The sequence below is a fragment of the Rhodopseudomonas telluris genome (assembly GCF_042432815.1).
GTDB classification, from domain to species: domain Bacteria; phylum Pseudomonadota; class Alphaproteobacteria; order Rhizobiales; family Xanthobacteraceae; genus Rhodopseudomonas; species Rhodopseudomonas telluris.
This window is the reverse complement of the sequence record NZ_JBHLWM010000004.1, coordinates 316724-341888: the sequence shown is the minus strand read 5'-3', so window position 1 is coordinate 341888 and position 25165 is coordinate 316724. Positions and strand designations below refer to the sequence as shown.

General features: G+C 66.1%; 26 protein-coding genes. 12 read left to right on the top strand and 14 right to left on the bottom strand.

Annotation, left to right across the window (positions count from 1 at the left end; all coding sequences use genetic code 11):
• Positions 1-34: 34 nt before the first annotated feature.
• From ACFFJ6_RS11455 to ubiT, 4 genes are all read right to left on the bottom strand, one after another.
• The gene (locus ACFFJ6_RS11455; RefSeq protein ID WP_378387672.1) at positions 35-1702 is read right to left on the bottom strand and encodes a methyl-accepting chemotaxis protein; all 1668 of its coding nucleotides are present in this window, start codon (positions 1700-1702) and stop codon (positions 35-37) included.
• A 211-nt stretch (positions 1703-1913) separates the two neighbouring features.
• Positions 1914-2834, bottom strand: a complete 921-nt coding sequence (gene ubiV / locus ACFFJ6_RS11450; RefSeq protein ID WP_378387670.1) for a ubiquinone anaerobic biosynthesis protein UbiV — start codon at positions 2832-2834, stop codon at positions 1914-1916.
• 71 nt (positions 2835-2905) lie between these two features.
• On the bottom strand, positions 2906-3883 hold the full coding sequence (ubiU, locus tag ACFFJ6_RS11445; protein ID WP_378387668.1) for a ubiquinone anaerobic biosynthesis protein UbiU: 978 nt from the start codon (positions 3881-3883) through the stop codon (positions 2906-2908).
• 3 nt (positions 3884-3886) lie between these two features.
• The gene (gene ubiT, locus ACFFJ6_RS11440; protein WP_378387666.1) at positions 3887-4432 is read right to left on the bottom strand and encodes a ubiquinone anaerobic biosynthesis accessory factor UbiT; all 546 of its coding nucleotides are present in this window, start codon (positions 4430-4432) and stop codon (positions 3887-3889) included.
• Positions 4433-4546: 114 nt separating this feature from the next.
• Here ubiT and ACFFJ6_RS11435 point away from each other — a divergent pair, with 114 nt between their 5' ends.
• A complete protein-coding gene (locus ACFFJ6_RS11435) occupies positions 4547-6085 on the top strand; it encodes a UbiD family decarboxylase (RefSeq protein WP_378387664.1) in 1539 nt (512 codons plus the stop codon).
• Complete coding sequence (locus ACFFJ6_RS11430) at positions 6082-6684, top strand: UbiX family flavin prenyltransferase (RefSeq protein ID WP_378387662.1); 603 nt, start codon at positions 6082-6084, stop codon at positions 6682-6684. The genes ACFFJ6_RS11435 and ACFFJ6_RS11430 overlap by 4 nt, the downstream gene beginning before the upstream one ends.
• A 196-nt stretch (positions 6685-6880) precedes the next feature.
• On the opposite strand, the gene ACFFJ6_RS11425 is transcribed toward ACFFJ6_RS11430, so the two are convergent.
• A complete protein-coding gene (locus ACFFJ6_RS11425) occupies positions 6881-7459 on the bottom strand; it encodes a hypothetical protein (protein WP_378387660.1) in 579 nt (192 codons plus the stop codon).
• 78 nt (positions 7460-7537) lie between these two features.
• Here ACFFJ6_RS11425 and ACFFJ6_RS11420 point away from each other — a divergent pair, with 78 nt between their 5' ends.
• Positions 7538-8113 (top strand): DUF2975 domain-containing protein, encoded by a 576-nt coding sequence (locus ACFFJ6_RS11420; protein WP_378387658.1) that lies wholly within the window; start codon positions 7538-7540, stop codon positions 8111-8113.
• Positions 8114-8116: 3 nt separating this feature from the next.
• The gene (locus tag ACFFJ6_RS11415; RefSeq protein WP_378387656.1) at positions 8117-8332 is read left to right on the top strand and encodes a helix-turn-helix domain-containing protein; all 216 of its coding nucleotides are present in this window, start codon (positions 8117-8119) and stop codon (positions 8330-8332) included.
• A 90-nt stretch (positions 8333-8422) separates the two neighbouring features.
• Here ACFFJ6_RS11415 and ACFFJ6_RS11410 read toward each other — a convergent pair whose 3' ends face one another.
• From ACFFJ6_RS11410 to ACFFJ6_RS11395, 4 genes are all read right to left on the bottom strand, one after another.
• Entirely contained in the window at positions 8423-8617 is a 195-nt protein-coding gene (locus ACFFJ6_RS11410; protein WP_378387654.1) for a hypothetical protein, read from the bottom strand.
• A 76-nt stretch (positions 8618-8693) separates the two neighbouring features.
• Positions 8694-8894, bottom strand: coding sequence for a hypothetical protein (locus ACFFJ6_RS11405; protein ID WP_378387652.1), 201 nt, complete (start codon positions 8892-8894; stop codon positions 8694-8696).
• A gap of 229 nt (positions 8895-9123) precedes the next feature.
• Positions 9124-10149, bottom strand: a complete 1026-nt coding sequence (locus ACFFJ6_RS11400) for an SAM-dependent methyltransferase (protein ID WP_378387650.1) — start codon at positions 10147-10149, stop codon at positions 9124-9126.
• Positions 10150-10156: 7 nt separating this feature from the next.
• Positions 10157-10969, bottom strand: coding sequence for a DUF1295 domain-containing protein (locus tag ACFFJ6_RS11395; RefSeq protein ID WP_378387648.1), 813 nt, complete (start codon positions 10967-10969; stop codon positions 10157-10159).
• Between the two features lie 191 nt (positions 10970-11160).
• Between ACFFJ6_RS11395 and ACFFJ6_RS11390 the strand changes: the two genes are divergently transcribed.
• From ACFFJ6_RS11390 to ACFFJ6_RS11380, 3 genes are all read left to right on the top strand, one after another.
• On the top strand, positions 11161-12159 hold the full coding sequence (locus ACFFJ6_RS11390) for a flagellar motor protein MotA (protein ID WP_378387646.1): 999 nt from the start codon (positions 11161-11163) through the stop codon (positions 12157-12159).
• A complete protein-coding gene (locus ACFFJ6_RS11385; protein WP_378387644.1) occupies positions 12159-13184 on the top strand; it encodes a peptidoglycan -binding protein in 1026 nt (341 codons plus the stop codon). Before ACFFJ6_RS11390 ends, ACFFJ6_RS11385 begins: the two co-directional genes overlap by 1 nt.
• A 114-nt stretch (positions 13185-13298) precedes the next feature.
• Positions 13299-13751, top strand: a complete 453-nt coding sequence (locus ACFFJ6_RS11380) for a GNAT family N-acetyltransferase (RefSeq protein ID WP_378387642.1) — start codon at positions 13299-13301, stop codon at positions 13749-13751.
• A 149-nt stretch (positions 13752-13900) separates the two neighbouring features.
• Here the strand turns inward: ACFFJ6_RS11380 and ACFFJ6_RS11375 are convergent, their stop codons facing one another.
• Positions 13901-15805 carry an ABC transporter transmembrane domain-containing protein gene (locus ACFFJ6_RS11375; protein WP_378387640.1) on the bottom strand — a complete coding sequence of 635 codons (1905 nt, stop codon included), beginning with the start codon at positions 15803-15805 and terminating at the stop codon, positions 13901-13903.
• Positions 15806-16010: 205 nt separating this feature from the next.
• Here ACFFJ6_RS11375 and rpmE point away from each other — a divergent pair, with 205 nt between their 5' ends.
• Entirely contained in the window at positions 16011-16238 is a 228-nt protein-coding gene (gene rpmE / locus ACFFJ6_RS11370) for a 50S ribosomal protein L31 (RefSeq protein WP_054163797.1), read from the top strand.
• Between the two features lie 134 nt (positions 16239-16372).
• Here the strand turns inward: rpmE and rcdA are convergent, their stop codons facing one another.
• Both rcdA and ACFFJ6_RS11360 read right to left on the bottom strand, forming a co-directional pair.
• The gene (gene rcdA / locus ACFFJ6_RS11365; RefSeq protein WP_378387637.1) at positions 16373-16888 is read right to left on the bottom strand and encodes a protease adaptor protein RcdA; all 516 of its coding nucleotides are present in this window, start codon (positions 16886-16888) and stop codon (positions 16373-16375) included.
• A 403-nt stretch (positions 16889-17291) separates the two neighbouring features.
• Entirely contained in the window at positions 17292-17483 is a 192-nt protein-coding gene (locus tag ACFFJ6_RS11360; RefSeq protein WP_378387635.1) for a DUF1192 domain-containing protein, read from the bottom strand.
• A 109-nt stretch (positions 17484-17592) separates the two neighbouring features.
• Between ACFFJ6_RS11360 and ACFFJ6_RS11355 the strand changes: the two genes are divergently transcribed.
• Together ACFFJ6_RS11355 and ACFFJ6_RS11350 are read left to right on the top strand one after the other, a co-directional pair.
• A complete protein-coding gene (locus ACFFJ6_RS11355) occupies positions 17593-18591 on the top strand; it encodes an NAD(P)H-quinone oxidoreductase (protein WP_378387633.1) in 999 nt (332 codons plus the stop codon).
• Positions 18592-18702: 111 nt separating this feature from the next.
• Positions 18703-21579 carry an EAL domain-containing protein gene (locus ACFFJ6_RS11350; protein WP_378387631.1) on the top strand — a complete coding sequence of 959 codons (2877 nt, stop codon included), beginning with the start codon at positions 18703-18705 and terminating at the stop codon, positions 21577-21579.
• 196 nt (positions 21580-21775) lie between these two features.
• Here ACFFJ6_RS11350 and ACFFJ6_RS11345 read toward each other — a convergent pair whose 3' ends face one another.
• Positions 21776-22408, bottom strand: a complete 633-nt coding sequence (locus ACFFJ6_RS11345; protein WP_378387629.1) for a YqgE/AlgH family protein — start codon at positions 22406-22408, stop codon at positions 21776-21778.
• A gap of 134 nt (positions 22409-22542) precedes the next feature.
• Here ACFFJ6_RS11345 and ACFFJ6_RS11340 point away from each other — a divergent pair, with 134 nt between their 5' ends.
• Positions 22543-23376 (top strand): protein-disulfide reductase DsbD domain-containing protein, encoded by an 834-nt coding sequence (locus ACFFJ6_RS11340; protein WP_378387627.1) that lies wholly within the window; start codon positions 22543-22545, stop codon positions 23374-23376.
• Here ACFFJ6_RS11340 and ACFFJ6_RS11335 read toward each other — a convergent pair.
• Positions 23363-24289, bottom strand: coding sequence for a LysR family transcriptional regulator (locus tag ACFFJ6_RS11335; RefSeq protein ID WP_378387625.1), 927 nt, complete (start codon positions 24287-24289; stop codon positions 23363-23365). The two genes, ACFFJ6_RS11340 and ACFFJ6_RS11335, sit on opposite strands and share 14 nt — an antisense overlap.
• A 133-nt stretch (positions 24290-24422) precedes the next feature.
• Here ACFFJ6_RS11335 and ACFFJ6_RS11330 point away from each other — a divergent pair, with 133 nt between their 5' ends.
• Complete coding sequence (locus ACFFJ6_RS11330) at positions 24423-25121, top strand: pirin family protein (RefSeq protein WP_378387622.1); 699 nt, start codon at positions 24423-24425, stop codon at positions 25119-25121.
• Positions 25122-25165: the final 44 nt, after the last annotated feature.

The following is a 25165-nucleotide window of genomic DNA, read 5'->3' as shown; positions in this document are numbered from 1 at the left end:
GCGGCCGAAGCTGCCGGCGAGAACGGCCGAACGCTCAGGCCGCCCGGATCGTGCTCAGGAACCTGCCGACCTGCTGCTTCAGCAGATTGCTGTCGCGGGACAGCGACTTGGCGGCGGACAGCACCTGGGCGGACGCCGAGCCGGTTTCGCCGGCGCCGCGCTGGACGTCGGAGACGTTCGACGACACCCGCTCTGTGCCCATCGCGGCCTGCTGAACGTTGCGCGAAATCTCCTGCGTGGCGGCGCCCTGCTCCTCGACCGCCGAGGCGATCGTCGAGGCGATTTCCGACATCTGGCTGATGGTCAGGCTGATTTCCTTGATGGCGTTGACCGACTCGCCGGTCGCCGCCTGCATGCCGCTGATCTGCTGGCTGATCTCGCCGGTGGCTTTCGCCGTCTGCTCGGCGAGGGCCTTGACCTCGGCGGCCACCACCGCGAAGCCACGGCCGGCCTCGCCGGCGCGGGCCGCTTCGATCGTGGCATTCAGCGCCAGAAGATTGGTCTGGCCGGCGATGTTGTTGATCAGTTCGACCACCGCGCCGATGCGGTTCGCGGCCGACGCAAGCTGCCCGATCTGCGAATTGGTCTTCTCCGCCTGAGCCACCGCCGCGCCGGCGATTGCCGCCGACGCCTGGACCTGACGGCTGATTTCGGTGATCGACGAGGCCATCTCCTCGGTGGCGGAGGCGACCGACTGAACGTTGGTCGAGGCTTCGTCGGAGGCCGCCGTCACCTCGGTGGCGATCTGCAGCGAGCGATCGGCGGTGGTCGTCAGCGTGCCGGCCGAAGCTTCGAGTTCGGTGGCGGCGGACGACACGGTGTCGATGATCTCGCCGACGGCGCCTTCGAAATTGTCCGCCAGCGCCAGCAACTCCTTCTTCCGCTGCTCGGCCGCGATCTGCTCCTGGCGGGCCTTGGCCTCGGCTTCCTCGCGCGCCTTCTGCTCGGCATTCTCGCGGATCCGCGTGACGTTGCGCGCCATGTCGCCGATCTCGTCGCCGCGGCCCGCACCCGGGATCACGACATCGAGCTGACCGCCCGCCATCCGGCCGAGCGCGCCGTCGAGGCCCGTCAGGGCCCGCGCGACCCAGAAGATCACGAACAGAATCGCCGCGATGCCGATCGCAATCGCGACGCCGCTGACGATGACCATCATGTACCAGGCCTCATTGAAGCCGGTCTGGGCCGCAGCCGTCGCAGCCGCGGCGCCCTTGTTGTTCAGATCGACGTCGGCGTCGAGCGCTTTGAGCGCCGCCTCAAACAAGGGACGGGATCGCGCATCGTCATCCTTGAGGAAATTCGTGGCACCGCCGTCGACGACCTTCATCTGCTCTTGCAGATACGCCGCCCACTTCGAGGTGAAGTCGTCCCAGATCTTCTTTTCCTCGGCGCTGCTGATCAGCGGCACATACTGCTTCACCAGGGCATCGAGCTGCGCGACCCGCTCGTTCATCGTGGCCTGGAACTGGCCTCGCATCTGCGGCTCCGCCATACCGACGCGGAAAGCGCTCAGCCGCACCCGGGTGACGGCGTATTTGATCTGGCCGAGCCCCTTGACCGACGGCAGCCAATTACCAGCGATGTCTTCCGTCTTGGCGTTAACCGTCTGAATCTTGAAGATGGCGATGACACCCTGGCCGGCCACGATCAGCAGCAGCAGCGACACAATGGCGATCAGCGAAAACTTGAGGGTGATGCGCATCTGACATGATTTGTGCGAGGAATGACGCTAATCAAATGCAATGCGAACAATTGAGGATCGATGAAGGATCGACCTCGTAGTAATACGAAGTCGGAAGACCCTCGTTCGGGAAAATTAACTGTTTGGACGAGGGTCGAGCGACCGCACCTCCGCTTTCGCGGCAGATGACGTTTTATATGCAGGGACGAGCGGCGAGCTCTCGCCGCTCCGCTTACGCCGCCGGAACGATCCGGCGCACGTCGCCGCTGTCGGTGATGAATGCGGCGCCCGGCTTGGAGAACAGGAAGCCGTTGGATTTCCGCAGCGGGTACAGCCGCTCCAGTTGCGGCGCGCCCTCGGCAGCGCTCACTTTCCCATCGACCACGTCACGGAACAGCTTCGCCACCGCCACCATATCGCATTGCTGCGGCGACAGCCGCAGCGCGCCGACGCCGGCGTCGCGGAGCTTGTCGATGTCGCCGAGCAGGCTGGCACAGGTGTAGGACAGCGTCTGCACGCCGTTCATCGCCAGGAACGGCTCGTCGTCCAGCGTTGTCACCGCAAGGCCGTCCGGGTCCTGATCGCAGACGAACTTGCAGTTGTCCTTCGACAGCTTGTTCAGCCGGGCGTGATAGCAGCGCGCCGAGATCGCCAGCGGCACGCGGCCGAACGCGAACACTTCGAAGGTTACCTCCGGCTGCGACCGCGCGATCGCGCGGATCGCCGACAGCGGCAATTCGGGCGGCAGACAGATCCGCGTCGCGCCGCGCGTGGCGAAATACGCGGCGGTCGCCTCGTTGTAGATGTTGACGAACGGGCCGATCGCATGCGGCTTGCCGCCGAGCATGCCGAGGCAGGTGAGATCGTTCACCTCCATGGTGAATGCCTCGTCGGCCGCCAGCTCGGCCATCGCCTTGCGCTCGCGGGGCAGCGACATCAGCGTCAGCGAGCCCATCAGCACGGTCTTGCCGGCCGCCGCAAGCCGCTCGACCACGGCCGGGATGTGCGACTCCAGGAACGGCGAGCGCTTCGAGCACACCACTTCGCCGACCACGACCGTATCGACCGGCGCTTCGTCGGCGATACGGAAGTAGAAGTCGCGCCACTCCTCGGGCTTCCAGTTGTACAGCACCGGTCCGAGCGTGAGTTGCATGATGATCGCCTCGCTGTGCGTCGGTAAGTCAGTCGCCGGCGCCGCGCGCCGGATGCGATGAGCGCTCGAGATTAGCGCCAGGTCTTCTTGTAGGCGCCGGTGGTGGTCGACTGGCCTTCGGTGAGGCCGCGCAGCGCATCGACCGGCAGCGGCCGGCCCTCGTCCATGGCGCTCAGCACGTCCTTGAAGGTCTTCACCACGCGCTCGATATAGGCCCGGCCGCGCTGGCGGCCTTCGATCTTCAGCGCCGCGACGCCCGCCGCGCGCAGGTCCGGCAGCATCGTGGTGGCGTCGAGCGAGGCCGGATCCTCGAACAGATAGCCGCAGCCCTCGTCGGTCTGGTAGCGGCCCTTGCACAGCGTCGGATAGGCCGCCGCCTCGCCCTTGGCGAATTTGTTGATGGTGAATTCGCCGAGCCGCGACACCAGCGCGCCGTTGTGCTCGCGGTACTGGATCGACGCCGCGGGCGAGCAGACGCCGTCCATGTTGGGCGACTTGCCGGTGGCGTAGGACGACAGCGAGCAGCGGCCTTCTTCCATCACGCACAGACCGCCGAAGATGAACACCTCGGTCTCGCAGTTCACCTCTTTGGTGATCGCCGCGATCTCCTGCACGCTCAGCACGCGCGGCAGCACCACACGCTTGGCGTTGAAGCTGTCGATGTAGAACTTGATCGAATCCGCATTGGCGGCGGCCGCCTGCACCGAGACGTGCAGACGCTGCTGCGGATGCTTCCGCGCGCAGTAATCCATCACGCCGACGTCGGCGAGGATCAGTGCGTCCGCCTCGGCCTCGACCGCGTCGTCCACGGCGCGCTGCCACAGCTCGACATTGCCGGCGCGTGCGAAGGTGTTGATCGCCACCAGCACGCTGACGCCGTAACGATGCGCGTGGGCGATCGACTCGCGCATCTCCTGCCGGCTGAAATTCAGTCCGGGAAAATTGCGCGCGTTGGTCTCGTCGTTGAAGCCGCAATAGATCGCGTCGGCGCCCGCCGCGACGGCGTCGTGCAGGGCGGCGGGCGTGCCGGCCGGACAGATCAGTTCCATGGTCTAACCTCCGCCTCCGACGCCCATCTCTTCGCGATAGCTCGGCTGCGCGCCCACCAGGCTGCGCAGGATTCGTTCGATCGGCGCCGCCAGCGGGCCGAACCACGCCACCGACTCCTTGAGAAAATCGACGCGGGAATCGTCGATCGCGTTGCGCAGCGCCACCACGGCTTCCATGTCGCCGTCGATCTCGATGTCGCGCGAGAAGAACAGCGCGTCGCCATCATAGGAGCCGTCGGTCATGCCGATCAGCGCCGACAGCGGTCCGGCGATGCGCGCGTCGATGTTCGACGGCAGCGTGCGCACCACGGTGACGCGCGGGTTCATCCGCCGCGGCTCGAGCACGAAGGCCAGCGGCAGATCGGTCGGCGCGAGGCCGTAGCGCTTGCCGGTGTGGGTGCCGAGACGATCGAAGATGCGGGGATGCCGACTGCGGATCTCCCGCAGGCAAATGCCGAGCAACACCTGCAGGGGCAACAGCGGCAGAACCCGCGTTGCGAGGGCAAGCGGCGCGGGCATCCTGGAGACGGACGAATTGGATACCGACATGGGCCACCTTATGAGGAACCATTCGTTTAAACAGTCCCACCGGTACTTCTTTGCGCCTGATCAAAGACAGCTCCGATCGCAGGTGCTGACCAGAGGTGTCCGCACGGAGACACCATGCTCAGCCGCGTCAAACCGCCCTTCCCGGACCTCCGCGCTTTCACCGCCTATCTGGAATCCCGCGGGCAATTGCACCGGATCCGCAAGCCGGTGTCGGTGGTCCACGACCTCACCGAGATTCATCGCCGCGTGCTGCACGCCGGCGGCCCGGCGCTGTTGATCGAACATCCGATCAAGGCCGACGGCACGCCGTCGCAGATGCCGATCCTGGTCAATCTGTTCGGCACGGTCGAGCGCGTCGCCTGGGGGCTCGGCATCCTGCCGGAGAACCTGTCGCGGCTCGGCGAGGCGCTCGCCGAGATGCGCGAGCCGGCGCCGCCGCAGAGCCTCACCGACGCACTGAGCAAATTGCCGATGGCCAAGGCCGCGCTGGCGATGCGGCCGAAGCTCGCCAAATCGGCGCCGGTGCAGGATGTCGTGCTGACCGGCGATGCGGTCGATCTCGGCCGGCTGCCGGTGCAGATTCCCTGGCCGGGCGAACCGGCGCCGCTGATTACCTGGGGACTGGTGTTCACCAAGCCGGCCCCCGGCGCCGGTGGCACCGACAATGTCGGCGTGTACCGGATGCAGGTGCTCGGCAAGGACCGCCTCATCATGCGCTGGCTGGCGCATCGCGGCGGCGCCAAGCATCATCACCAATGGAAGGCCGGCAATCGCGAGATGCCGGTGGCGATCGTGATCGGCGCCGATCCGTCGATGATCCTGTCCGCGGTGCTGCCGCTGCCGGAGACCGTGTCGGAAATCAAATTCGCCGGCTTGCTCAGCGGCGAGCGGCCCAGCCTGACCTCGTGCGTGTCGATCCCGCTGCAGGTGCCGGCCGACGCCGAGATCGTGCTGGAAGGCTTCGTGTCGCCGACCGAAACCGCGCCGGAAGGCCCCTATGGCGACCACACCGGCTACTACAACGCGGTCGAGGAATTCCCGGTGATGCGGATCACCGCGATCACCATGCGGCGCAATCCGATCTATCTGTCGACCTATACGGGCCGGCCGCCGGACGAGCCGTCGCGACTCGGCGAGGCGTTCAACGACGTGTTCCTGCCGGTGGCGCGCCGGCAATTCCCCGAGATCGTCGATCTGTGGCTGCCGCCGGAAGCGTGCTCGTACCGGATCGCCGTCGCCTCGATCAAGAAGCGCTATCCCGGCCAGGCGCGGCGGCTGATGATGGGGCTGTGGTCGATGCTGCCGCAGTTCAGCTACACCAAGCTCTTGATCATCGTGGACGACGACGTCGATGTCCGCGAATGGGCCGACGTGATGTGGGCGGTGTCGACGCGCTGCGACACCTCGCGCGACATGGTGTCGATAAGCGACACCCCGATCGACTATCTCGATTTCGCCTCGCCGAAATCCGGCCTCGGCGGCAAGCTGGGGATCGACGCCACCAACAAGATCGGCACCGAGACCGAGCGCGAATGGGGCAAGGTGCTGGAGATGGATCAGGACGTGATCGCGCGGGTCGACGCGATGTGGACCAGCCTCGGCCTCAGCCCCGCGCCGACACCTGGCGCGGCGCAGCGCAGGCTGCTGCGATGAGCGCGCCGCGCCGCATCGTCGTCGGCATCAGCGGCGCGTCCGGCGCCGCGGTCGGCCTGCGCATCGTCGAATTGCTCGCCACCACCGACTGCGAGATCCATCTCGTGGTGTCGGCGGCGGCGGAACGTACCATCGCCTACGAGGTCGGCGCCCACGCACTGGCGCACACGATCGAGATTGTCGACCGCTATCACGACTTCAACGACGTCGGTGCCAGCATCGCCTCGGGCTCGTTCCGCACCGCCGGCATGATCGTGGCGCCGTGCTCCATCCGCACATTGTCGGCGATCGCCACGGGCAATCTCGACAATCTGCTGGTCCGCGCCGCCGACGTGCAGTTGAAGGAGCGACGGCGCCTGGTGCTGATGCTGCGCGAGACGCCGCTGCATCTGGGGCACCTCCGCAGCATGGCGCAGGTGACCGAAATCGGCGGCATCGTGGCGCCGATCTCGCCGGCATTCTATCAGCGGCCGCGCTCGATCAGCGAGATGATCGACCACATCGCGCTCCGCGCCATCGGCCTGCTCGGCCTCGACGACCTCGACCTCGCCGCGCCGGAATGGTCGGACGACACGCCGCCGACCTGCCCGAAGAGCTAAATAACTCGGGCAGCAGACAGCGCCGAACACAGACTATCAGCCGCCATTGCGAGGAGCACCCGGATCGGCGCTTCGCGCCGTCCGAGCACAGGCTCCGCGACGACGCAATCCAGCTCAGTGCACGGAGCGCTGGATTGCTTCGCTTCGCTCGCAATGACGGCGGCAGCGTCAGTCTTGCGGCTCATTTCAGGGAATCTCACCCGCACAGCGGAATCCGTTCGGGCGCGGCTTCCTTCGGCACGTCCTTGCGCAGATCGACGTCGCGCGTCAGCGGGAAGAAATCGCCGGTGCGCTCGGTCTTGAGATAGGTCGTGATCAGCGTTTTGGCCGGCAACGCACCGAGGCGGCAGGCTTCGGCGCCGACGCCGATCGTGAGCGAGCCGCGTTCGCCCTTCGCCTTATGGGCGGCCATCTCGTCGCGCACGGCGAGCAGCCGCGGCACATCGGCCGGCGCGATACGGAAGGCGTAGATCATGCTGTCGTTGGTCACTTCGCCGGCCAGCGACAGCAGTTCTCCGGGATCGTCGAGATCGGCCAGCACGAACGCCTGCTCGCGCTTGTCGGCGCCGACCGCCACGGTGACCCGCAGCGTGACGCGGCGCGGCCGCAGGCCCTGCGGCAGCCGCACGGCGATCCGCAACGCCGCCGGATCGGTCGCGGCCAGATCGGTGCGGGCCAGCTTGACCATCGACGTCACCGGAACCGAGCTGCAGGCAGTCAGAACGCCGAGCGCCAGAGCGGCGGCGGCGAGTTTGAACGAAACCGGGAAGCGCATCACTCTCATCCAATCTTGACGATGATAAATTATCGTTCTACGATAATTTCATCTCGAAATAGATGATGGAGCTCCCCAATGCAAGCAGGACTGTCGAGCCCTCCAACTGGACTGGCTGGTCCGGCCGCGGCGAAGCTCGTGCGGCTGTCGAGGGCGATGCAATGGGTGACGACCATTGGGATCGTGCTGATCGTGGGGCTGGTCGGCGCCGCCTTCGTGGTGCCGAGCTGGACCCGCAATGTTTTGCTGACGAAACTCGGCGAGATCGGCGCGCGGCTGCCGCTCGACGCCGGCAATCAGGCGCTGGCGGCGATCATCATCGCGGTGCCGGTCGCGGTGATGCTGTGGGGGCTGATCAATGTGCGGACTCTGTTCGGTGAATTCGCTCGCGGCCACGTGTTCACCGCCACGGCCGCAAGCCACCTGCAGCGCTTCGGCATCGCGGTGCTGGCGCAGGGCCTGCTCGGTCCCGTCACGGCGACCGCCCTCGCGTTGGCGCTGTCCCTGAGTAATCCGGCAGGCCAGCGGATGCTGGTGCTGACCTTCTCGAGCAACGACTACGTCTCGGTGATCGTCGGCGGCGTGCTGATCGCGGTCGCCGCGGTAATGCGCGAGGCGACGCGGCTCGCCGACGAGAATGCGAGCTTCGTGTAGTCGATGGCGATCGTGGTCAATCTCGACGTGATGCTGGCGCGGCGCAAGATGCGCTCGAAGGAACTCGCCGAGCGCATCGGCATCACCGAGCAGAACGTCTCGCTGCTGAAGTCCGGCAAGGTCAAAGGCATCCGCTTCGACACGCTGGAGCGGATCTGCGCGGCGCTCGACTGTCAGCCCGGCGATATTCTGGAGTTCGTCGCCGATCGCGCCGAATGAAAAACCGGCACCCACCCGAAGGGTGGATGCCGGCAGGTCTTGAACAGGGCAGATCGAACAGAACCAGGACGGATTCCTGGATGCGCTGCCTCAGCGCATCTGTCCCGCGGCGAGATGCTCATGGGGCCGCCAGTCTTCTGCGGCGGCGTCCCAGTAGTGCGCCTCGTCGAACCGCTTCCAGCGCGCGGTCTCGGACACCATCTCGCGTCCGCCATACACCAGCGCGACGAGGCCGATCAGGCCGACCAGCACGTAGATCGCGGCGATCAATGCAACAATGGTCAAGGCTTCACCCTCACTGTCGTGGTTGATGAACTGCACCCGGATCACTCGCGGCGGGTGCGCCGCGTTTCATCGAAGGTCAGGAATTCGCCCAGGCGAACCAACCGGACCGACGCGCCTGCACCGGCACGGGCGCCCGCACGACGGGCTCCGGCTGCCGCAACTGCGCACGCCGGAATAACCGCTGACGAATGTCGTCGAGAACCAGATACGCGATCAACGCGGGTGCGACGGCACAGGCCAGAAACAACACAAGCGAACCAAGCGAATCCAGATACACGCTACAATCTCCTGCCGTTGTTGAGCCGGAAACCTAGACGTGGGTACCTCTGGCTGCATTGCGCCGGATCAATTCCAACCGGCCGCAACGGCCCGATCCGGATCTAACAGATGATGTAGTTAGTTGATTATTAATCGATTTTCCGCGCCGTGGCAACGCTGCATTGAACTTCAACAGCTCGTGACCATCACGCCGCGTCACAACATCGCACGAGGGATGTGGCGATCATCTAGACCGGCTTCAGCCGGTAGTGACTGACGCCCCATTCGTCGCCATCGGCGTAGCCGAATAAGCCCGAGGTCGCGAGGAAGAACCAGCGCCAGCGCCGCATCCACAGCGCGGTGTCGTCGCCATAGACCGGACGCAGGATGGTTTCGATCTCGGTCTCGTGCTTGTCGAAATTCGTCAGCCAGTCCTCGGCGGTCCGCTGATAGTGCCGCCCGCTCCAGCGCCACTGCTCATCGATGCTGAACAGATCGCCGTACTGCCGGATCAGCTTGTGGCTCGGCATTACGCCGCCGGTGAAGAAGTGCTGCGCGATCCAGTCGGCGCGGTCGGCGCGATCGAACAGATAGGCGCCGCTGCGATGCGTGAAGATGTGCATGAAGAACAGCCCGCCCGGATTGAGCCAGCCGCGGATCCAGCCGAGCAGCTTGCGCCAGTTCATCATGTGCTCGAACATCTCGACCGAGACGATGCGATCGAACTTCTCGTGCGGCTCGAACGCGTTCATGTCGCAGGTGATGACCCGCAGATTGAGCAGCCCGCGCGCCGCGGCCTCGCTCTCGATGTAGTGCCGTTGCGAGGCCGAGTTCGACACCGCCACGATGCGCGAACTCGGCAGGTGGCGCGCCATCGCCAGCGACAGCGAACCCCAGCCGCAGCCGAGTTCGAGAATCGACTGGCCGTCGCGCAGATCGGCGTGCTCCATGGTGATCCGCAGCGCTTCGTCTTCGGCCTGCGCCAGCGTGGTGTCGGCCTCGCGATAGAAGCACGACGAGTACTTGCGGTTCGGCCCCAGCACCTTGCCGAAGAACGCGGCCGGCACCTCGTAGTGCTGGGCGTTGGCCGCGTCGGTGTGTTCGGCGACCGCGCGCGACGCCATCTCGCGGGCGAAGGCGGCGTCGGCGGCCTCGTTGCCCTGCGCCAGCCTGGCGGCGGTGCGGGCACACAGACGGTTGATGCCGGCGCGGATCACCGCATCCGGCAGCGGCACGCGCTCGGCGACGCCGATGATCGAGGAAACGAAACTCATAGTCCGGTCAGCCTCCGGGCGGCAGCGGGAAGAACTTGCTGGTCCGCGCCTGATACGCCTTATAGCGCTCGCCGCGTGATTTGAGCATCTGCTCTTCGAGCGGCGGGATGCCGGTGACGTGGACCAGGATCCAGTACATGAACAACGGCGCCAGCAGCGCGGCGTAGCCCCATGGATAGGACAGCGGGTCGGCGAACGGTATCGCGATCACCGGATAGCTCAGCCAGCCGAACCACTGGAAGAAGTAGTTCGGATGCCGCGACCAGCGCCACAGCCCGGCGTTGCAGACCTGCCCCTTGTTGGCCGGATTGTCGCGGAATGCCTTGAGCTGCGAGTCCGCCAGCCCCTCGCCGGCGATGCCGATCGCGAGGATCAGGAGACCGAGCCAGTCCTGCAGCCGCAACCCGCCGGCCGGCGCGCGGGCGGCGACGAAGATCGCGAACACCAGCGGCACCGAGCCGTAGGCCTGCTGCTGCAGGAACACGAACATCTTCCTCGGCGCATCCGCGCCCCAATCCTTGGCGAAGGCGGCATAGCGCGGATCGTCGGTGATGTGCCGGGTGCGCGCCGCGATATGCGAACCGAGCCGCACCGACCAGGCAACCACCAGCGCCGCCACCAGCCATTGCCGCGCGTTCGGCGAGGCACCCTCCACCGGCCACAGCGCCGCGCCGGCGCCGGTGAGGCCGAGCGAGAACGTCCAGATGGTGTCGACCCAGCCGGAGTTGCCGGTCTTCTGCTGCACCAGCCAGGCGCCCGCCATCAGCACGCCGAGCGCAAGCGCAATCGCCACCAGAGCTTCGAGATACAAAACCGTCATCAGCTGTCCATTCATTCCCGCGCCACGCAGCCGACATACGGTCGCGCCAAACGTCCGGTTTCACGGACACGGCCCGGCGCCTCGCGCGGTCGAGCAGTAGCGGAAAACCTCTGCTGAGACTTCCTTCCGCGTCGCACTGTGCCATATTGATAGAAACAGCCGCTTCCGGCAAACCGGAGATCGAACGCGCGATGGCATCTGGCCCCTCTTCCCGCTCGGCGATGGAGATCGAACTCACCAAGCTGTCGTCGCCGCGGATCTTCCTGGTGCGGATGCTGGTCTTCCTGGTGCTGTGCGGGCTGATCGCTGTCGTGCTGTACAAGCAGGTGGTGGCGGCGTTCCTCGCCAATCCGGGGCTCAACGCGCTGATCCTGGCGGTGCTGGCGATCGGCATCGTGCTGGCGTTCCGCCAGGTGATCCGACTGTATCCGGAGGTCGCCTGGGTCAACAATTTCCGCCTCGCCGATCCCGGCCTCGCTCTCGACCGCCGGCCGACGCTGCTGGCGCCGATGGCGGCGATGCTGGGCGGCGAGCGCAACGGCCGGATCTCGATCTCGCCGCAGATCATGCGGCATCTGCTGGATTCGATCGCCACACGGCTCGACGAGGCGCGCGACATCTCGCGCTACATGACCGGCCTGCTGGTGTTTCTCGGCCTGCTCGGCACCTTCTGGGGACTGATCGAAACCGTCGGGTCGATCGGCGGCGTGATCAGCGGCCTCAAGGTGACCGGCGACGCCGGCTCGCTGTTCGACACGCTGAAGGAAGGCCTCGCCGCGCCGCTCGGCGGCATGGGCATCTCGTTCTCGTCGTCGCTGTTTGGCCTCGCCGGCTCGCTGGTGCTCGGCTTTCTCGACCTGCAATCGAGCCAGGCGCAGAACCGGTTCTACACCGACCTCGAGGACTGGCTGGCCTCGACGGTGCGCGGCGCCACGCCGGAGGGCGCGCTCGCCGGCAGCGCCGAGCTGCAGACCGCGATCGAACGGCTGCGGCTGACGATGGAGGACGGCGGCGCCAACCGCGCCACCACGGCGGCGATGGCCAACCTGGCCGACGCCATCCAGAACCTCGTCGCCCATATGCGCAACGAGCAGCAGATGATCCGCGAATGGGCCGACGCCCAGGGTGAACAGAACCGCGAGATCAAGGAACTGCTGACCGCCCTGGTGCGCCAGCGGGAGAAGAGCTGATGGGACTGGCGCGCGGACGCCGTCAGGAGGCCGGCTTCAACTACTGGCCCGGCTTCGTCGACGCGCTGTCGACCCTGATCCTCGGCATCGTGTTTCTGCTGTCGGTGTTCCTGGTGGTGCAGTTCTTCCTGTCGCAGGAGGTCACCGGCAAGGACAAGGCGCTGCAGGAGCTGAACGCCCGCATCGCCCAGCTCAACGATCTGCTGTCGCTGGAAAAGCTCGGCAAGCTGAACCTCGAGGAGCAGCTCTCGCAGGTCCGCGCCGGCCTCACCGCCGCGGAGGGCGAGCGCGACCGCGTCAAAAGCCTGTATGACGGCCTCGCCGGCGCCGGCAACGACGCGGCCGGCCGCGCCGGCGAACTCGGCAAGGCGCTCGACTCGGAGAAGCAGATTTCGGCCCGCGCGCTGGCGCAGGTCGAGGTGCTGAATCAGCAGATCGCGGCGCTGCGCCGCCAGCTCGCCGCGCTCGAGGAGGCGCTCGACGCCTCCGAGAAACGCGACAAGGAATCCCAGGGCCGGATCGCCGATCTTGGCCAGCGGCTGAATGTCGCGCTGGCGCAGCGGGTGCAGGAGCTGTCGCGCTATCGCTCGGAATTCTTCGGCCGGCTGCGCGCGATCCTCGGCGACCGCCCCGATATCCGCATCGTCGGTGACCGCTTCGTGTTCCAGTCCGAAGTGTTCTTCGATACCGGACAGGCGGTGCTGCTACCCGAGGGCCGCGCCGAACTCGACAAGGTCGCGCAGGCGCTGATCGAGATCGGCAAGAAGATCCCCGAGGAGATCCCGTGGGTGATCCGCGTCGACGGCCACACCGACAAGCGGCCGATCTTCGGCGCGTTCAAGTCGAACTGGGAATTGTCGAGCGCGCGCGCCATCGCGGTGGTGCAATATCTGATCACGCTGGGCGTCCCGGCGCAGCGCCTGCTCGCCGCCGGCTTCGCCGAATTCCAGCCGCTCGACACTGCCAACACCGAAGACGCCTTCAAGCGCAATCGCCGCATCGAGCTGAAGCTGACGGAGCGGTGAGTCCCGGCATGTTAGCAAAGCGTCATGGCCGGCTTGACCCGGCCCTCCATCCGACGAATGCTTCCGAACAAGATGGATGCCTGGATCACGTCCGGGCATGACGAATGTGCCCGGATGACAGCAGCCTTCACGCTCCGCCCCTATGCCGACACTGACGAAGACGCCGCGATCGGCCTGTGGCTGCGTACCTGGCGGCTGGCCTATCCCGACATCGACTTCGACAAGCGCGTCGACTGGTGGCGCGAGCGATGGCGCAGCGAACTCGTCCCCAAGGCCGAGATCATGATCGCCGAAAACAGCGGCGGCATGATCGGCTTCGTGACGATCGATGGCGCGGGCTATCTCGATCAGCTCGTGGTCGAGCCCGAGCATTGGGGCTGGGGCGTTGCCGAAGCTCTGGTCGACGAGGCCAAGCGGCTGTCGCCCCGCGAGGTGACGCTCAAGGTCAACGCTGACAATTATCGCGCCATCAAGTTCTACCGCCGCGCCGGCTTCGCCGTCACCGGCGAGGAAACCAACAGCTCCGGGCGCGCGGTGCTGAACATGCTGTGGCGGCCTGCGCCGTAAGACTTCGTAGTCCACAGCCGGACGTCATCCCCCCGCGAAAGCGGAGGATCAAGTACGCTGCGGCGTCGCGACTTGAATGAACGCTCTGGAATACTGGGTCGCCCGCTTTAGCGGGCGATGACCGGCGGTGAGCGCAACTCAGGAAAAGTCTACGCCGCCTCGAACTGCAGCTTCGCCAGCCGTGCATAGAGCCCGCCGCGGGCGACGAGTTGGGCGTGGGTGCCTTGTTCGACGATGCGGCCGTGCTCCATCACCAGGATGCGGTCGCAAGACAGTACGGTGGCGAGGCGATGGGCGATCACCAGCGTGGTGCGATCGCGCATCAGGCCCTGCAGCGCGGTCTGCACCAGCGTCTCGCTTTCGGCGTCGAGCGACGAAGTCGCTTCGTCCAGCAGCAGCAGCGGCGCGTCGCGCAGGATCGCGCGGGCGATCGCGATGCGCTGGCGCTGGCCGCCCGACAGCATCACGCCGCGTTCGCCGAGCTTGGTGTCGAAGCCGTCCGGCAGGCGGTGGATGAATTCGGTCGCATGGGCTTGCTGGGCGGCACGCTCGACTTCGGCATCGCTGGCCTCGTCGCGGCCGAAGCGGATGTTGTCGCGGGCCGAGGCGGCGAACACCACCGAGTCCTGCGGCACCAGCGCCATGCGTTCGCGCACCGCCTGCGGATCGGCCTCGGTGATCGGCACGCCGTCGAGCGAAATCTTGCCGGCGACCGGGTCGTAGAACCGCAGCAGCAGATGGAACAGCGTGCTCTTGCCGGCGCCCGAGGGGCCGACGATCGCGACCTTCTCGCCGGCCTTGATCGACAGCGACAGCCCGTTCAGCGCCAGATAGTCCGGGCGGGTCGGATAGGCGAAGCTGACATTGTCGAACGCGACGTCGCCGCGCACCGGCAGCGGCAGCGCGCGCGGCTTGGCGGGAGCGGCGATCTGAGGCTTGACGCGCAGGATCTCGAACAGCCGCTCGGCGGCGCCTGAGGCAGCCGAGACTTCGCCCCAGACCTCGCTGAGCTGGCCGAGGCTGGAGGCCGCGAACGCCGCGTACAGGATGAACTGGCCGAGCCGGCCGGGCGTGATCGCCCCGGAGGCGACGTCGTGCGAGCCGACCCACAGGATCGCCACGACGCTGGCGAACACGATGAAGATGATGATGGCGGTGAGGATCGCGCGCGCCTGCGTCGAGCTGCGCGCCGCCTCGTAGGATTGCTCGACCTCGACGCCGAACCGGGCGTTGGCGAGCTTCTCGTTGGTGTAGGCCTGCACGGTGCGCATCGAGCCGACCAGCTCGGATGCGAAGGCGGTGGCGTCCGCCAGCGTATCCTGCGCGTTGCGCGACAACCGCCGCACCCAGCGGCCGAACGCGACCAGCGGGATCACGATCAGCGGGATCGCCGCGACGACGAAGCCGGACAGGCGCGGGCTTGAGATCACCATCATCGAGATGGCGCCGACGAACAGCAGGATGTTGCGCAGCGCGATCGACACCGAGGCGCCGACCGCGGACTTAATCTGCGTGGTATCCGCGGTGAGCCGGGAAATCAGTTCACCGCTGCGGGCGGAATCGAAAAACGCCGGCGACAGCGCGGTGAGATGGGCGAACACGTCGCGGCGGACGTCGGCGACGATGCGTTCGCCGATGGTCATTACGAGATAGTAGCGCGCCGCGCTGGCGACCGCGAGCACTCCGACGACGCCGAGCATCACCGAGAAGTAGCTGTTGATCAGCTCGATGCCTTCCTGGCTGAAGCCGAAATCGATCAGCCGGCGCACCGCCAGCGGCACCACCAGGGTCGTCACCGCCGCGACGATCAGCGCGATCAGCGCCAGCGTCGCCCGGGTCCGGTAGCGGCCCACATAGGGGAGCAATTCAAGCAGAGGCCGCAGCCGGCTTCGCTTGGCCACCGCCTCGACCTGCTCGACCTGGCTGACATCCGCGTCGGCGCGGAACGTGCCGGTGCGCGGCCCGACATTCTCGGTCGCCGCGATCGCGTCGAGCGACAGGCCGATCGGAGAGGCCTGAGGTTCGGACGTTTGCCGTTTGCTTGCTGTCGTCATCGGAACTGCCGCGTTTAGTCTAGAGGCCTTCCAGCCACTCCCCCACATAGGCAGCATCGGTGGCGACTGGCAAATCCGGTACAATGCGGTATCCGGATGAAGTCTGCGCCGATACCTTGTCTAAGTGGCGTCGCTGCGATATAGAGCGCGCCAATTCGCCCCGAAATCATCGAGACTGAGGCGCCGGCGCGCGCAAGGATAGCCCATGAAGACCGAAATTCACCCGGATTATCATAACATTACGGTCGTGATGACCGATGGCACCGAATATCAGACGCGTTCGACCTGGGGCAAGGAAGGCGACAAGCTGAACCTCGATATCGATCCCAAGTCGCATCCGGCCTGGACTGGCGGCACCCAGCAGGTGCTCGACCGCGGCGGCCGCGTGTCGCGCTTCCAGAAGAAGTTCTCGGGCTTCCTCAAGAAAGATTGATGGTTCGGCGGCCCTCGAGGCCCTGAATTGCAAACGCCCCGCGGGTCTCGCGGGGCGTTTTCGTTTTCAGGATAGGGTCAGCTCGACATCCGGGCCCGACGTCGTCGGACCCGGGTCAGATCGCCGTCACAGACTCAGCCTTCGAACGCCGCTTTCAGCATATTCAGCTGCGGCACCAGCGGGTTGCCGATCGACGGGCGCTCCGACGGCGGCGGCAGGTGCATCGTGGCGTCGAGACGGCGGATCCGCGCCTGCAAGCTCATCGAGCGGCCGATCAGGGCCTGAAGCTGTTCCGGCAGCCGCTCCAGCGTATCCGGCGCGCCGGGATCGGCGGCCGACAGCTTGACCTTGGATTTCTCGCGGTTGGCCTGGATCAGCGTCATCTCGCCTTCCTTCACCGCCCGGTGCAGCAGCAGCCAGGAGGCGAGCTGCATCAGCCGCGTGGTGAGGCGCATGCTCTCGGTCGCATAGGTCAGGCTGACCGAGCGTTCGAGGGTTTTGGCCTCGGCCCGTCCATCGCCGTCGAGATAGGCCGCGGTTTCCTCGACGAGGTCCATTCCCTCGCGAAACAACGCGCTGAAAGCGGCCGAATTGGTCAGCCGTTCGCTCAGCACGACGAGCGGGGCTTCGCTTTGCGAAACTTCCGACATGGTTAACGCCTCACGCTAACGATTAAGTGCCGGCTTCTGCCGCCGACTTATGATGAACAAATCATTGCGCGCGCGACGCCGGGAGTCCAGCGCGCGCGCTTGCAACGGTTAACGCGGCTTACGTTGGAAGGATCACCGCGCGCCATGACCAAACTGTGACGGGGTGAAGAAAGCGCAAAAAAGAGCCGCCGTTTCCGGCGGCTTTGAAGTTGATAACAGGGAGGCGTCAAAACAGAGTGGACAGGAGCCACTCGGTCCAAAGATGGACAATGAAAGTAATACGCGGGAAAGCTTAATCGCTCGTAAATAAGCGATCAGCTTAACGAAGCATTTGCCATAAGCCGGCCCGCGTGTGGCGCGACCGGAGCTACGCGTCCCGCGCGAGATCGCAGCTTGCGACCCGTCAGGTCTTGAAGAAGCGGTCGGCCGCCTCGCGGGTGGCCCGCTTCATGGTCATCGCGGTCTCCAGCCGGCCGATCTCTTCCTTGAGCAGAGCGATCCGGTGGCCGAGTTCTTCGACCGAGAGCAGCGAGAGATCCTGACCGATCTCGTGGCTGACTTTGGTCCTCGGCTTGTCGTCCTGTTCGATTGCCATCGCACCCTCCGCCGTTCGTGATCCGGTCCGGTTGCCAGCCGGGCCCGCGCTGTCTAAGCAGGCTGTCTCATCGCATGACACCCGTCACCCCGCCAGCCAAGGACAAATCATGGAACCGGTCCCTTCGCAAATGACCGTGATCGGAATCAGCAAACCTGGCGGACCGGAGGTGCTGTTGCCGGAAACCCGTGCGGTCCCGCAGCCCGGCCCCGGAGAAATCCTGGTCAAGGTGGCGGCCGCCGGCGTCAACCGTCCCGATGTGGCACAGCGCTCCGGCAGCTATCCGCCGCCGCCCGGCGCCAGCGACCTGCCCGGCCTGGAAATTTCCGGTGAGGTGGTGGCGCTCGGCGAGGGTGCGACGAAGCACAAGCTCGGCGACAAGGTGATGTCGCTGGTCGCCGGCGGCGGCTACGCCGAATATTGCATCGCCCAGGATGCCCAGGCGATGACCGTCCCGGCCAGCTTTTCGATGATCGAGGCCGGCGCTACGCCCGAAACGCTGATGACGGTGTGGCACAACGTGTTCGAGCGCGGCGCGCTGCAGCCGGGCGAAACCCTGCTGATCCACGGCGGCTCGTCCGGCATCGGCACGATGGCGATCCAGCTCGCGGTCGCGCTCGGCTCCAAGGTGATCACCACCGTCGGCTCGCAGGACAAGGCCGAGGCCTGTCTCAAGCTCGGCGCCGTCCGCGCCATCAACTACAAGACCGAAGATTTCGTCGCCGCTGTGAAGGAAGCCACCGGCGGCAAGGGCGTCGACGTGATCCTCGACATGGTCGGCGGCGATTACATCGAGCGCAACTACGACGCCGCCGCGATGGACGGCCGCATCGTGCAGATCGCGTTTCTCGGTGGCGCCAAGACCACCGTCAACTTCACCAAGCTGATGATCAAGCGGCTGCACCACACCGGTTCGACGCTGCGTCCGCGCAGCAACGCCGACAAGGCCGCGATGGTCGCGGCGATCGAAGCCAAGGTGATGCCGCTGCTGGCGCAGGGCAAGATCAAGCCGCTGATCGACGGCACCTTTGCGTTGCAGCAAGCCGCCGATGCCCACCGGCGGATGGAGACCAGCCAACATATTGGCAAAATTGTGTTGACGGTCTGAAACGGCCGCGGGTTGTTGCGTCTATGTTTTCTCCGTCTTTCATGTCATTTATCCGTCTCGGAAACGCGCGGGGGCCGCGCTTCCAGATCGGTGCGAACGCGGAGAACTGACTTGCGTCTGATCAGATGCCTTGCGCTTCTGGCGCTGGGCTTGATGCTGATTGCGGCGGCCCCGCAGGCCTATGCGCTCGACGCCGTCAGCGTCCGCAGCGACGCGCCGGCGATCGACCTCACCGGCGTCCTCGAACATCAGCGTAGCGACACCGACCGTATCCAGGTCTCGACCGCACCCGGCACCGACGGCATCGTCCGCCGCATCGAGGTGCGTGCGCGCGAAGGCGGCCAGAACTGGGTGGTGTTCGCGCTCGCCAACAACACCGACGATCAGCTCGATCGTCTGATCGTGGCGCCGCATTATCGCATGGTGTCGTCCGGGCTGTTCTGGCCCGATCTCGGCCTGTCCCGCATCGCCACTATCACACCGTCGACCGGCGACCGGCCGGAGCGCCAGGACTCGACCACCGCCGACATCTTCCGCGTCACGCTCGACCCCGGCTCGGTGATCACCTTCGTGGCCGAACTACGCACCGACAAGCTGCCGCAGCTCTATCTGTGGGAGCCCGAGGCCTACAAGGACAAGGTCAACTCGTTCACGCTGTACCAGGGCATCGTGATCGGCATTTCGGGCCTGCTGGCGCTGGTGCTGACCATCCTGTTCGTGGTCAAGGGCAGCATCATGTTCCCCGCCGCGGCGGCGCTGGCCTGGGCGGTGCTGGTTTATATCGGCATCGACTTCGGGTTCTGGAGCAAGGTGTTCGACATGTCGGCCGGCGCCGAGCGGATCTGGCGCGCCTCCGGCGAAGCGATCCTGGCGGCGACGCTGCTGGTGTTCCTGTTCGCGTATCTCAATCTCAGTCGCTGGCACGTGCGCTACTCGCACATCACGCTCGGCTGGCTCGCCTTCCTCGGTTCGCTGGTGGCGCTGGCGCTGTTCGATCCTGCCGTCGCCTCGGGCATCGCCCGCATGTCGCTGGTGCTGATCGCCTTCGCGGGCTTTGCGTTGATCGTCTATCTGTCGACCCACGGCTTCGACCGCGCGGTGCTGCTGATCCCGACCTGGTTCCTGCTGGTGATCTGGGTGATCGCATCGGGCATGGCGGTGGCCGGCTCGGTCACCAACGACATCGTCGGCCCTGCCCTGCTCGGCGGCCTGGTGCTGATCGTGATGCTGATCGGCTTCACGGTGATGCAGCACGCGTTTGCGGGAAGTGGCGCGACCGGCGGCGTGGTCTCCGACGTCGAGCGCCGGGCGCTGGCGCTGATCGGCTCCGGCGATCTGATCTGGGACTGGGACGTCTCAGCCGACAAGGTGTTCACCAGCCCCGAGACCGAGGCGCTGCTCGGCCTGAAGCGCGGCGCGCTCGAAGGCTCGGCCGCGACTTGGCTCGAAGTGCTGCATCCGCTCGATCAGGACCGCTTCCGCGCCGCGCTCGACAGCGTGCTCGACCAGCGCCGCGGCCGCCTGACCCAGCACTTCCGGCTGCGCACGCCCGACGGCCACTTCATGTGGTTCGCCCTGAAGGCCCGTCCGGTGGTGGGCGCCGACGGCGAAGTCACTCGCGTGGTCGGCACGCTCACCGACGTCACCGAGAGCAAGAACGCCGAAGAGCGGATGCTGCACGACTCGGTGCACGACAATCTCACCGGCCTGCCCAACCGCAAGCTGTTCATGGACCGCCTCGGCGCGGTGGCGAATTTCGCCAAGACGATGCCGAACCTGCGGCCGACCCTGATGGTGATCGATCTCGATCGCTTCAAGCAGGTCAACGACTCGGTCGGCATCGCGGTCGGCGACTCGATCCTGCTGACGCTGGCGCGCCGTCTCACCCGCATCCTCAAGCCGCAGGACACGCTGGCCCGCATCGCTGGCGATCAGTTCGGCCTGATCCTGCTGTCCGAACAGGATCCCGCCAAGATCACCGCCTTCGCCGAGACCATCCGCAAGACCATCAAGGCGCCGATCGCCTTCAACGACCGCGAGATCTTCCTCACCGCCTCGATCGGCCTCGCGCTCAGCGATCCGCAGACCCAGCTCTCCGACGAGATCATCAAGGACGCCGAGCTGGCGATGTATCACTCGAAGCGGATCGGCGGCGACCGTATCGACGTCTACAAGCCGGCGATGCGGGCGCGGAAGTCGGACCGCCTGACGCTGGAATCCGAACTGCGCCGCGCCATCGAGCGCAAGGAAATCACCATCCTGTATCAGCCGATCGTCCGGCTGGAGGACCGCTCGGTGGCGGGCTTCGAAGCGCTAGCGCGCTGGGATCATCCCAAGCTCGGCCGGATGTCGCCGGTGGAGTTCATCTCGATCGCCGAAGAAATCGGGCTGATCATCGAGCTCGGCACCTTCGTGATGGACGAAACCGCCAAGCAGCTCGCGATCTGGCAGCGCGCGATGCGCTCGCGCGAACCGATCTTCGCCAGCGTCAACGTCTCGTCGCGGCAGCTGCTGCGGCATGACCTGATCCACGACATCCGCACCGTGCTGTCGCGCTCGTCGGTGGCGCGCGGCACGCTGAAACTCGAACTCACCGAGTCGCTGGTGATGGAGAATCCCGAGCACGCAGCCCAGATGCTGCAGCGGATCCGCGAACTCGGCTGTGGCCTGTCGCTCGACGATTTCGGCACCGGCCATTCGTCGCTGAGCTATCTGCAGCGCTTCCCGTTCGACACCATCAAGATCGACCAGTCGTTCGTCCGCACCACCAGCCGCGGCACCCGCCCGGTGATCCTGAAATCGATCATCGCGCTGGCGCACGACCTCGGCATGGACGTCGTCGCCGAAGGCGCCGAGACGGATTCGGACGCGGTGGAGCTGTATCAGCTCGGCTGCGAATACGCCCAGGGCTTCGCCTTCGGCGAACCGATGGACGCCGAAGCCGCGATGCGGCTGCTGACCGAAGAGCGGCTGGAAGCGGCGAGCTGACAGCAGCCGCGGCGGGCGAAGTGCGTCATCGCGACCACGCACCGCGCCACCCCACCCACAGCCGTCATCCTCCGCGCATGCGGAGGATCCAGTACGGGGGTGCATTCGCGCTAAATAGCTGACGCCTTGGAATACTGGGTCGCCCGCTCTCGCGGGCGATGACGGGAGTGTGTGTGAGGGTGAACGCCGCCGCTAACTACGCGTGGCCGGCTTCCGCCGAGAGCATCCCCGGCTCGATGCCGAGCTTGTGCAAGGCGCGGTCGTATTTCTCTTCGATGTCGCTGCCGAACACCAGGTCGGCGTCGGCGTCGCAATGCAGCCAGCCATTGTCCTGGATCTCGGTCTCGAGCTGGCCCGGCGCCCAGCCGGCATAGCCGAGTGCGAGGATCGCGCGCTTCGGGCCGGAGCCGCTGGCGATCGCCTTCAGGATGTCGACGGTGGCGGTCAGAGAAATGCCTTCATCGATCGGCAGTGTCGCGTCCTTGATGAAGAAATCGCTGGAGTGCAGCACGAAGCCGCGACCGGTTTCGACCGGCCCGCCGCGCAGCACCTTCATCGACTCGGCGTGATCGGGAAGCTTGATCTGTTCGGGCTTCTCGACGATGTCGAGCTGCACCAGCAGTTCGGGAAAATCGATGCTGCCGGCCGGACGATTGACGATAATGCCCATGGCGCCTTCCGACGAATGCGCGCAGATGTAGATCACCGAGCGCGCGAAGCGCTCGTCTTCCATCACCGGCATTGCGATCAGCAACTGGCCGTCGAGATAGCTCCCCTGCTCCGTCGGCCTGGCCTCGCCGGATTTGGGCCTTTTGGACTTGGTCGCCATCAGGGGATCCTCGCGTTGCACCATTATCCTGATATTGGGTGCCAATCCTGTCAATCAACCAGTCGCCGCAGAGTGTTGCCCCGGTCACAGGCAATTCAGTGGTTCTCGGCGGGTTGCGTGCGTAAATACGTCACATGATCACATTCGTTCCTGTACGGCCGGCGTTGATCGCCGCGGTGTTTGCGCTGCTTTCGGTGAGCGCGGTTCGTGCCGACGACATGTCGCCATGGGTCAGCGAGAGCCACTCCGCGGTGCGGCTGCTGGCCGGATCGCGCAGCGGCGCGGTTTTGCTGGGCGGCATTGCTTTTCAATTGCAGCCTGGCTGGAAGACTTACTGGCGCTCTCCCGGCGACTCCGGCGTGCCGCCGCGGTTCGACTTTTCGAAATCCGACAACGTCGAAGCGGTGACGATCCTGTGGCCCGCGCCGACCGCATTTCCGGACGGCGCCGGCGGCACGTCGCTCGGCTACAAATCGAGCGTCGTGCTGCCGCTGCGCATTGTGGCGAAGAACGCCGACAAGCCGGTGACGCTACGCGCCGCGATCAGCTACGCGGTGTGTGAAAAGCTGTGCGTGCCGGTCGAGGCTGCGCCGGAGCTGACCTTCACCAGTGTCGCCAGCACACAGGACAGCGTGCTCGCAGCAGCTCTCGATACCGTTCCGGTGCCGGCCAATGTCGGCGATCCGAATCCGATCACCATCCGGGACGTGGTGATGCGCGGCGACACCGAGGTCTGGGTCGACGTCGTGGCGCCGCCGGCCAGCAAGGTCAGCCTGTTCGTCGAAGGCCCGACGCCCGAATGGGCGCTGCCGATTCCCAAGCGGGCGCCGAACGCCCCCGAGGGCGTGCAGCGCTTCACCTTTCCGCTCGAAGGCCTGCCGCCCGGTGCGCATGCCGAAGGCGCGGCGCTGAAGTTCACCCTGGTCGGCGCCGAGAAGTCCTACGAGTTCAACGTCAATCTGAATTGAGCCGACGCGCCGTCCGGCGCTTCGCGAGCCGCTCGGCCAGGAAGGCCGCCAGCACTTCGACGCGAGCGGGACGCGGCCCGCCCGGCGGCATCACCAGATGCACAGAGCTCTCGCGCTGGTGCCAGCCTTCCAAAATCACCTCGACCTGCCCGGCGACGATCGCATCGCCGATGATGAACTCCGGCAAATCCGCGATGCCGAGACCGGCGATCACCGCCGGCAGCAGCGCCTCGCCATTATTGACGCGCAGCGGCCCCGATGGCCGCACCGCCGCCTGCTCGCCCTGCGCATTGCTGTAGTGCCAGGCGTTCGGCGTCGACAGATAGGCGTAGCCGAGGCAGCGATGATCGGCGAGTTGCATCGGATGCGTCGGGCGGCCGTGACGCGCCAGATAGGACGCCGCCGCGACCGTGTAGCGCGGCATCGCGCACAGCCGCCGGGCCACCAGCGACGAATCCGGCAGCGATGCGATGCGCACGCCTGCATCGAAGCCCTCGCCGATCAGGTCGACCATCTGGTCGGACAGATGCAGGTCGACCGAAACCTCCGGGTAGGCGGCGAGGAAATCCGGCAGCAGCGGCGCGATCACCTTGACGCCGAAGGTCATCGGCACCGCCAGCCGCACCAGCCCGCGCGGCGCCGCCGATTGCGCCAGCGCCTCGCTCTCGGCCGCCTCGCCGTCCGCCAGCAGTTGCGCGGCGCGCTCGGCGAGCCGGTGGCCCGCGTCAGTGAGAGCCAGCCGCCGCGAGGTGCGGTTGAACAGCCGCGCCCCGAGCCTCGCCTCCAGCCGCGTCACCGCCTTGGAGACGGTCGCTTTCGACAGCGTCAGCTCGGTTGCGGCCGCCGCGAACGACCGCAGCTCCACCACCTTGGCGAAGATCGCCAGCGCTTCGAAGTCCGGCAGCTTGGTCATAGCCCGCCTCCAGATGTTAAATTCAGAAACAATGAGTTTCAATCATTTCTATTTCTGAAACACAAGCGGAGGCTTATCCAGACACCAATCACTTCACCGGCGCCGCAGGCGGCGCCAAACCAGGGAGAATTCCATGATTGAACTTCGTCCCTTCTCCAAGCTCGGCGGCGCCGATCACGGCTGGCTCAAGGCCAAGCACCACTTCTCGTTCGCCAGCTATTACGACCCGAACAACATGGGCCACGGCGCCCTGCGGGTCTGGAACGACGACGAGATTGCGCCGAACACCGGCTTTCCGCCGCACCCCCATCGCGACATGGAGATCATCACCTATGTCCGGGATGGCGCGATCACCCACGAGGACTCGCTCGGCAACAAGGGCCGCACGGAGGCCGGCGACGTCCAGGTGATGAGCGCGGGCTCGGGCGTGCGTCACTCCGAGTACAATCTGGAACCCGAGACTACCCGGATCTTCCAGATCTGGATCGAGCCGACGCAGGCCGGCGGCCAGCCCACCTGGGGCTCCAAGCCGTTCCCGAAGTCGGACCGCTCCGGCAAGCTCGTCACCATCGCGTCGGGCGTGAAGGGTGACACCGATGCGCTGCCGATCCGCGCCGATGCGCGGGTGCTCGCCACCACGCTGAAGGCCGGCGAGAGCGCGGAGTATGACGTCGGCAAGGCCCGGCACCTCTATCTGGTGCCCGCGGTCGGCAGCGTCGAGGTCAACGGCGTCAAGGTCGAGGCCCGCGACGGCGCCGCGATCCGCGACGAGGCCAAGGTCAGGATCACGGCACTCGAAGACGCCGAGGTCATACTGGTCGACGCGGCGTAACGCTGCAGCGCGCCCTCATCCTGAGGAGCGACCTCTTGGTCGCG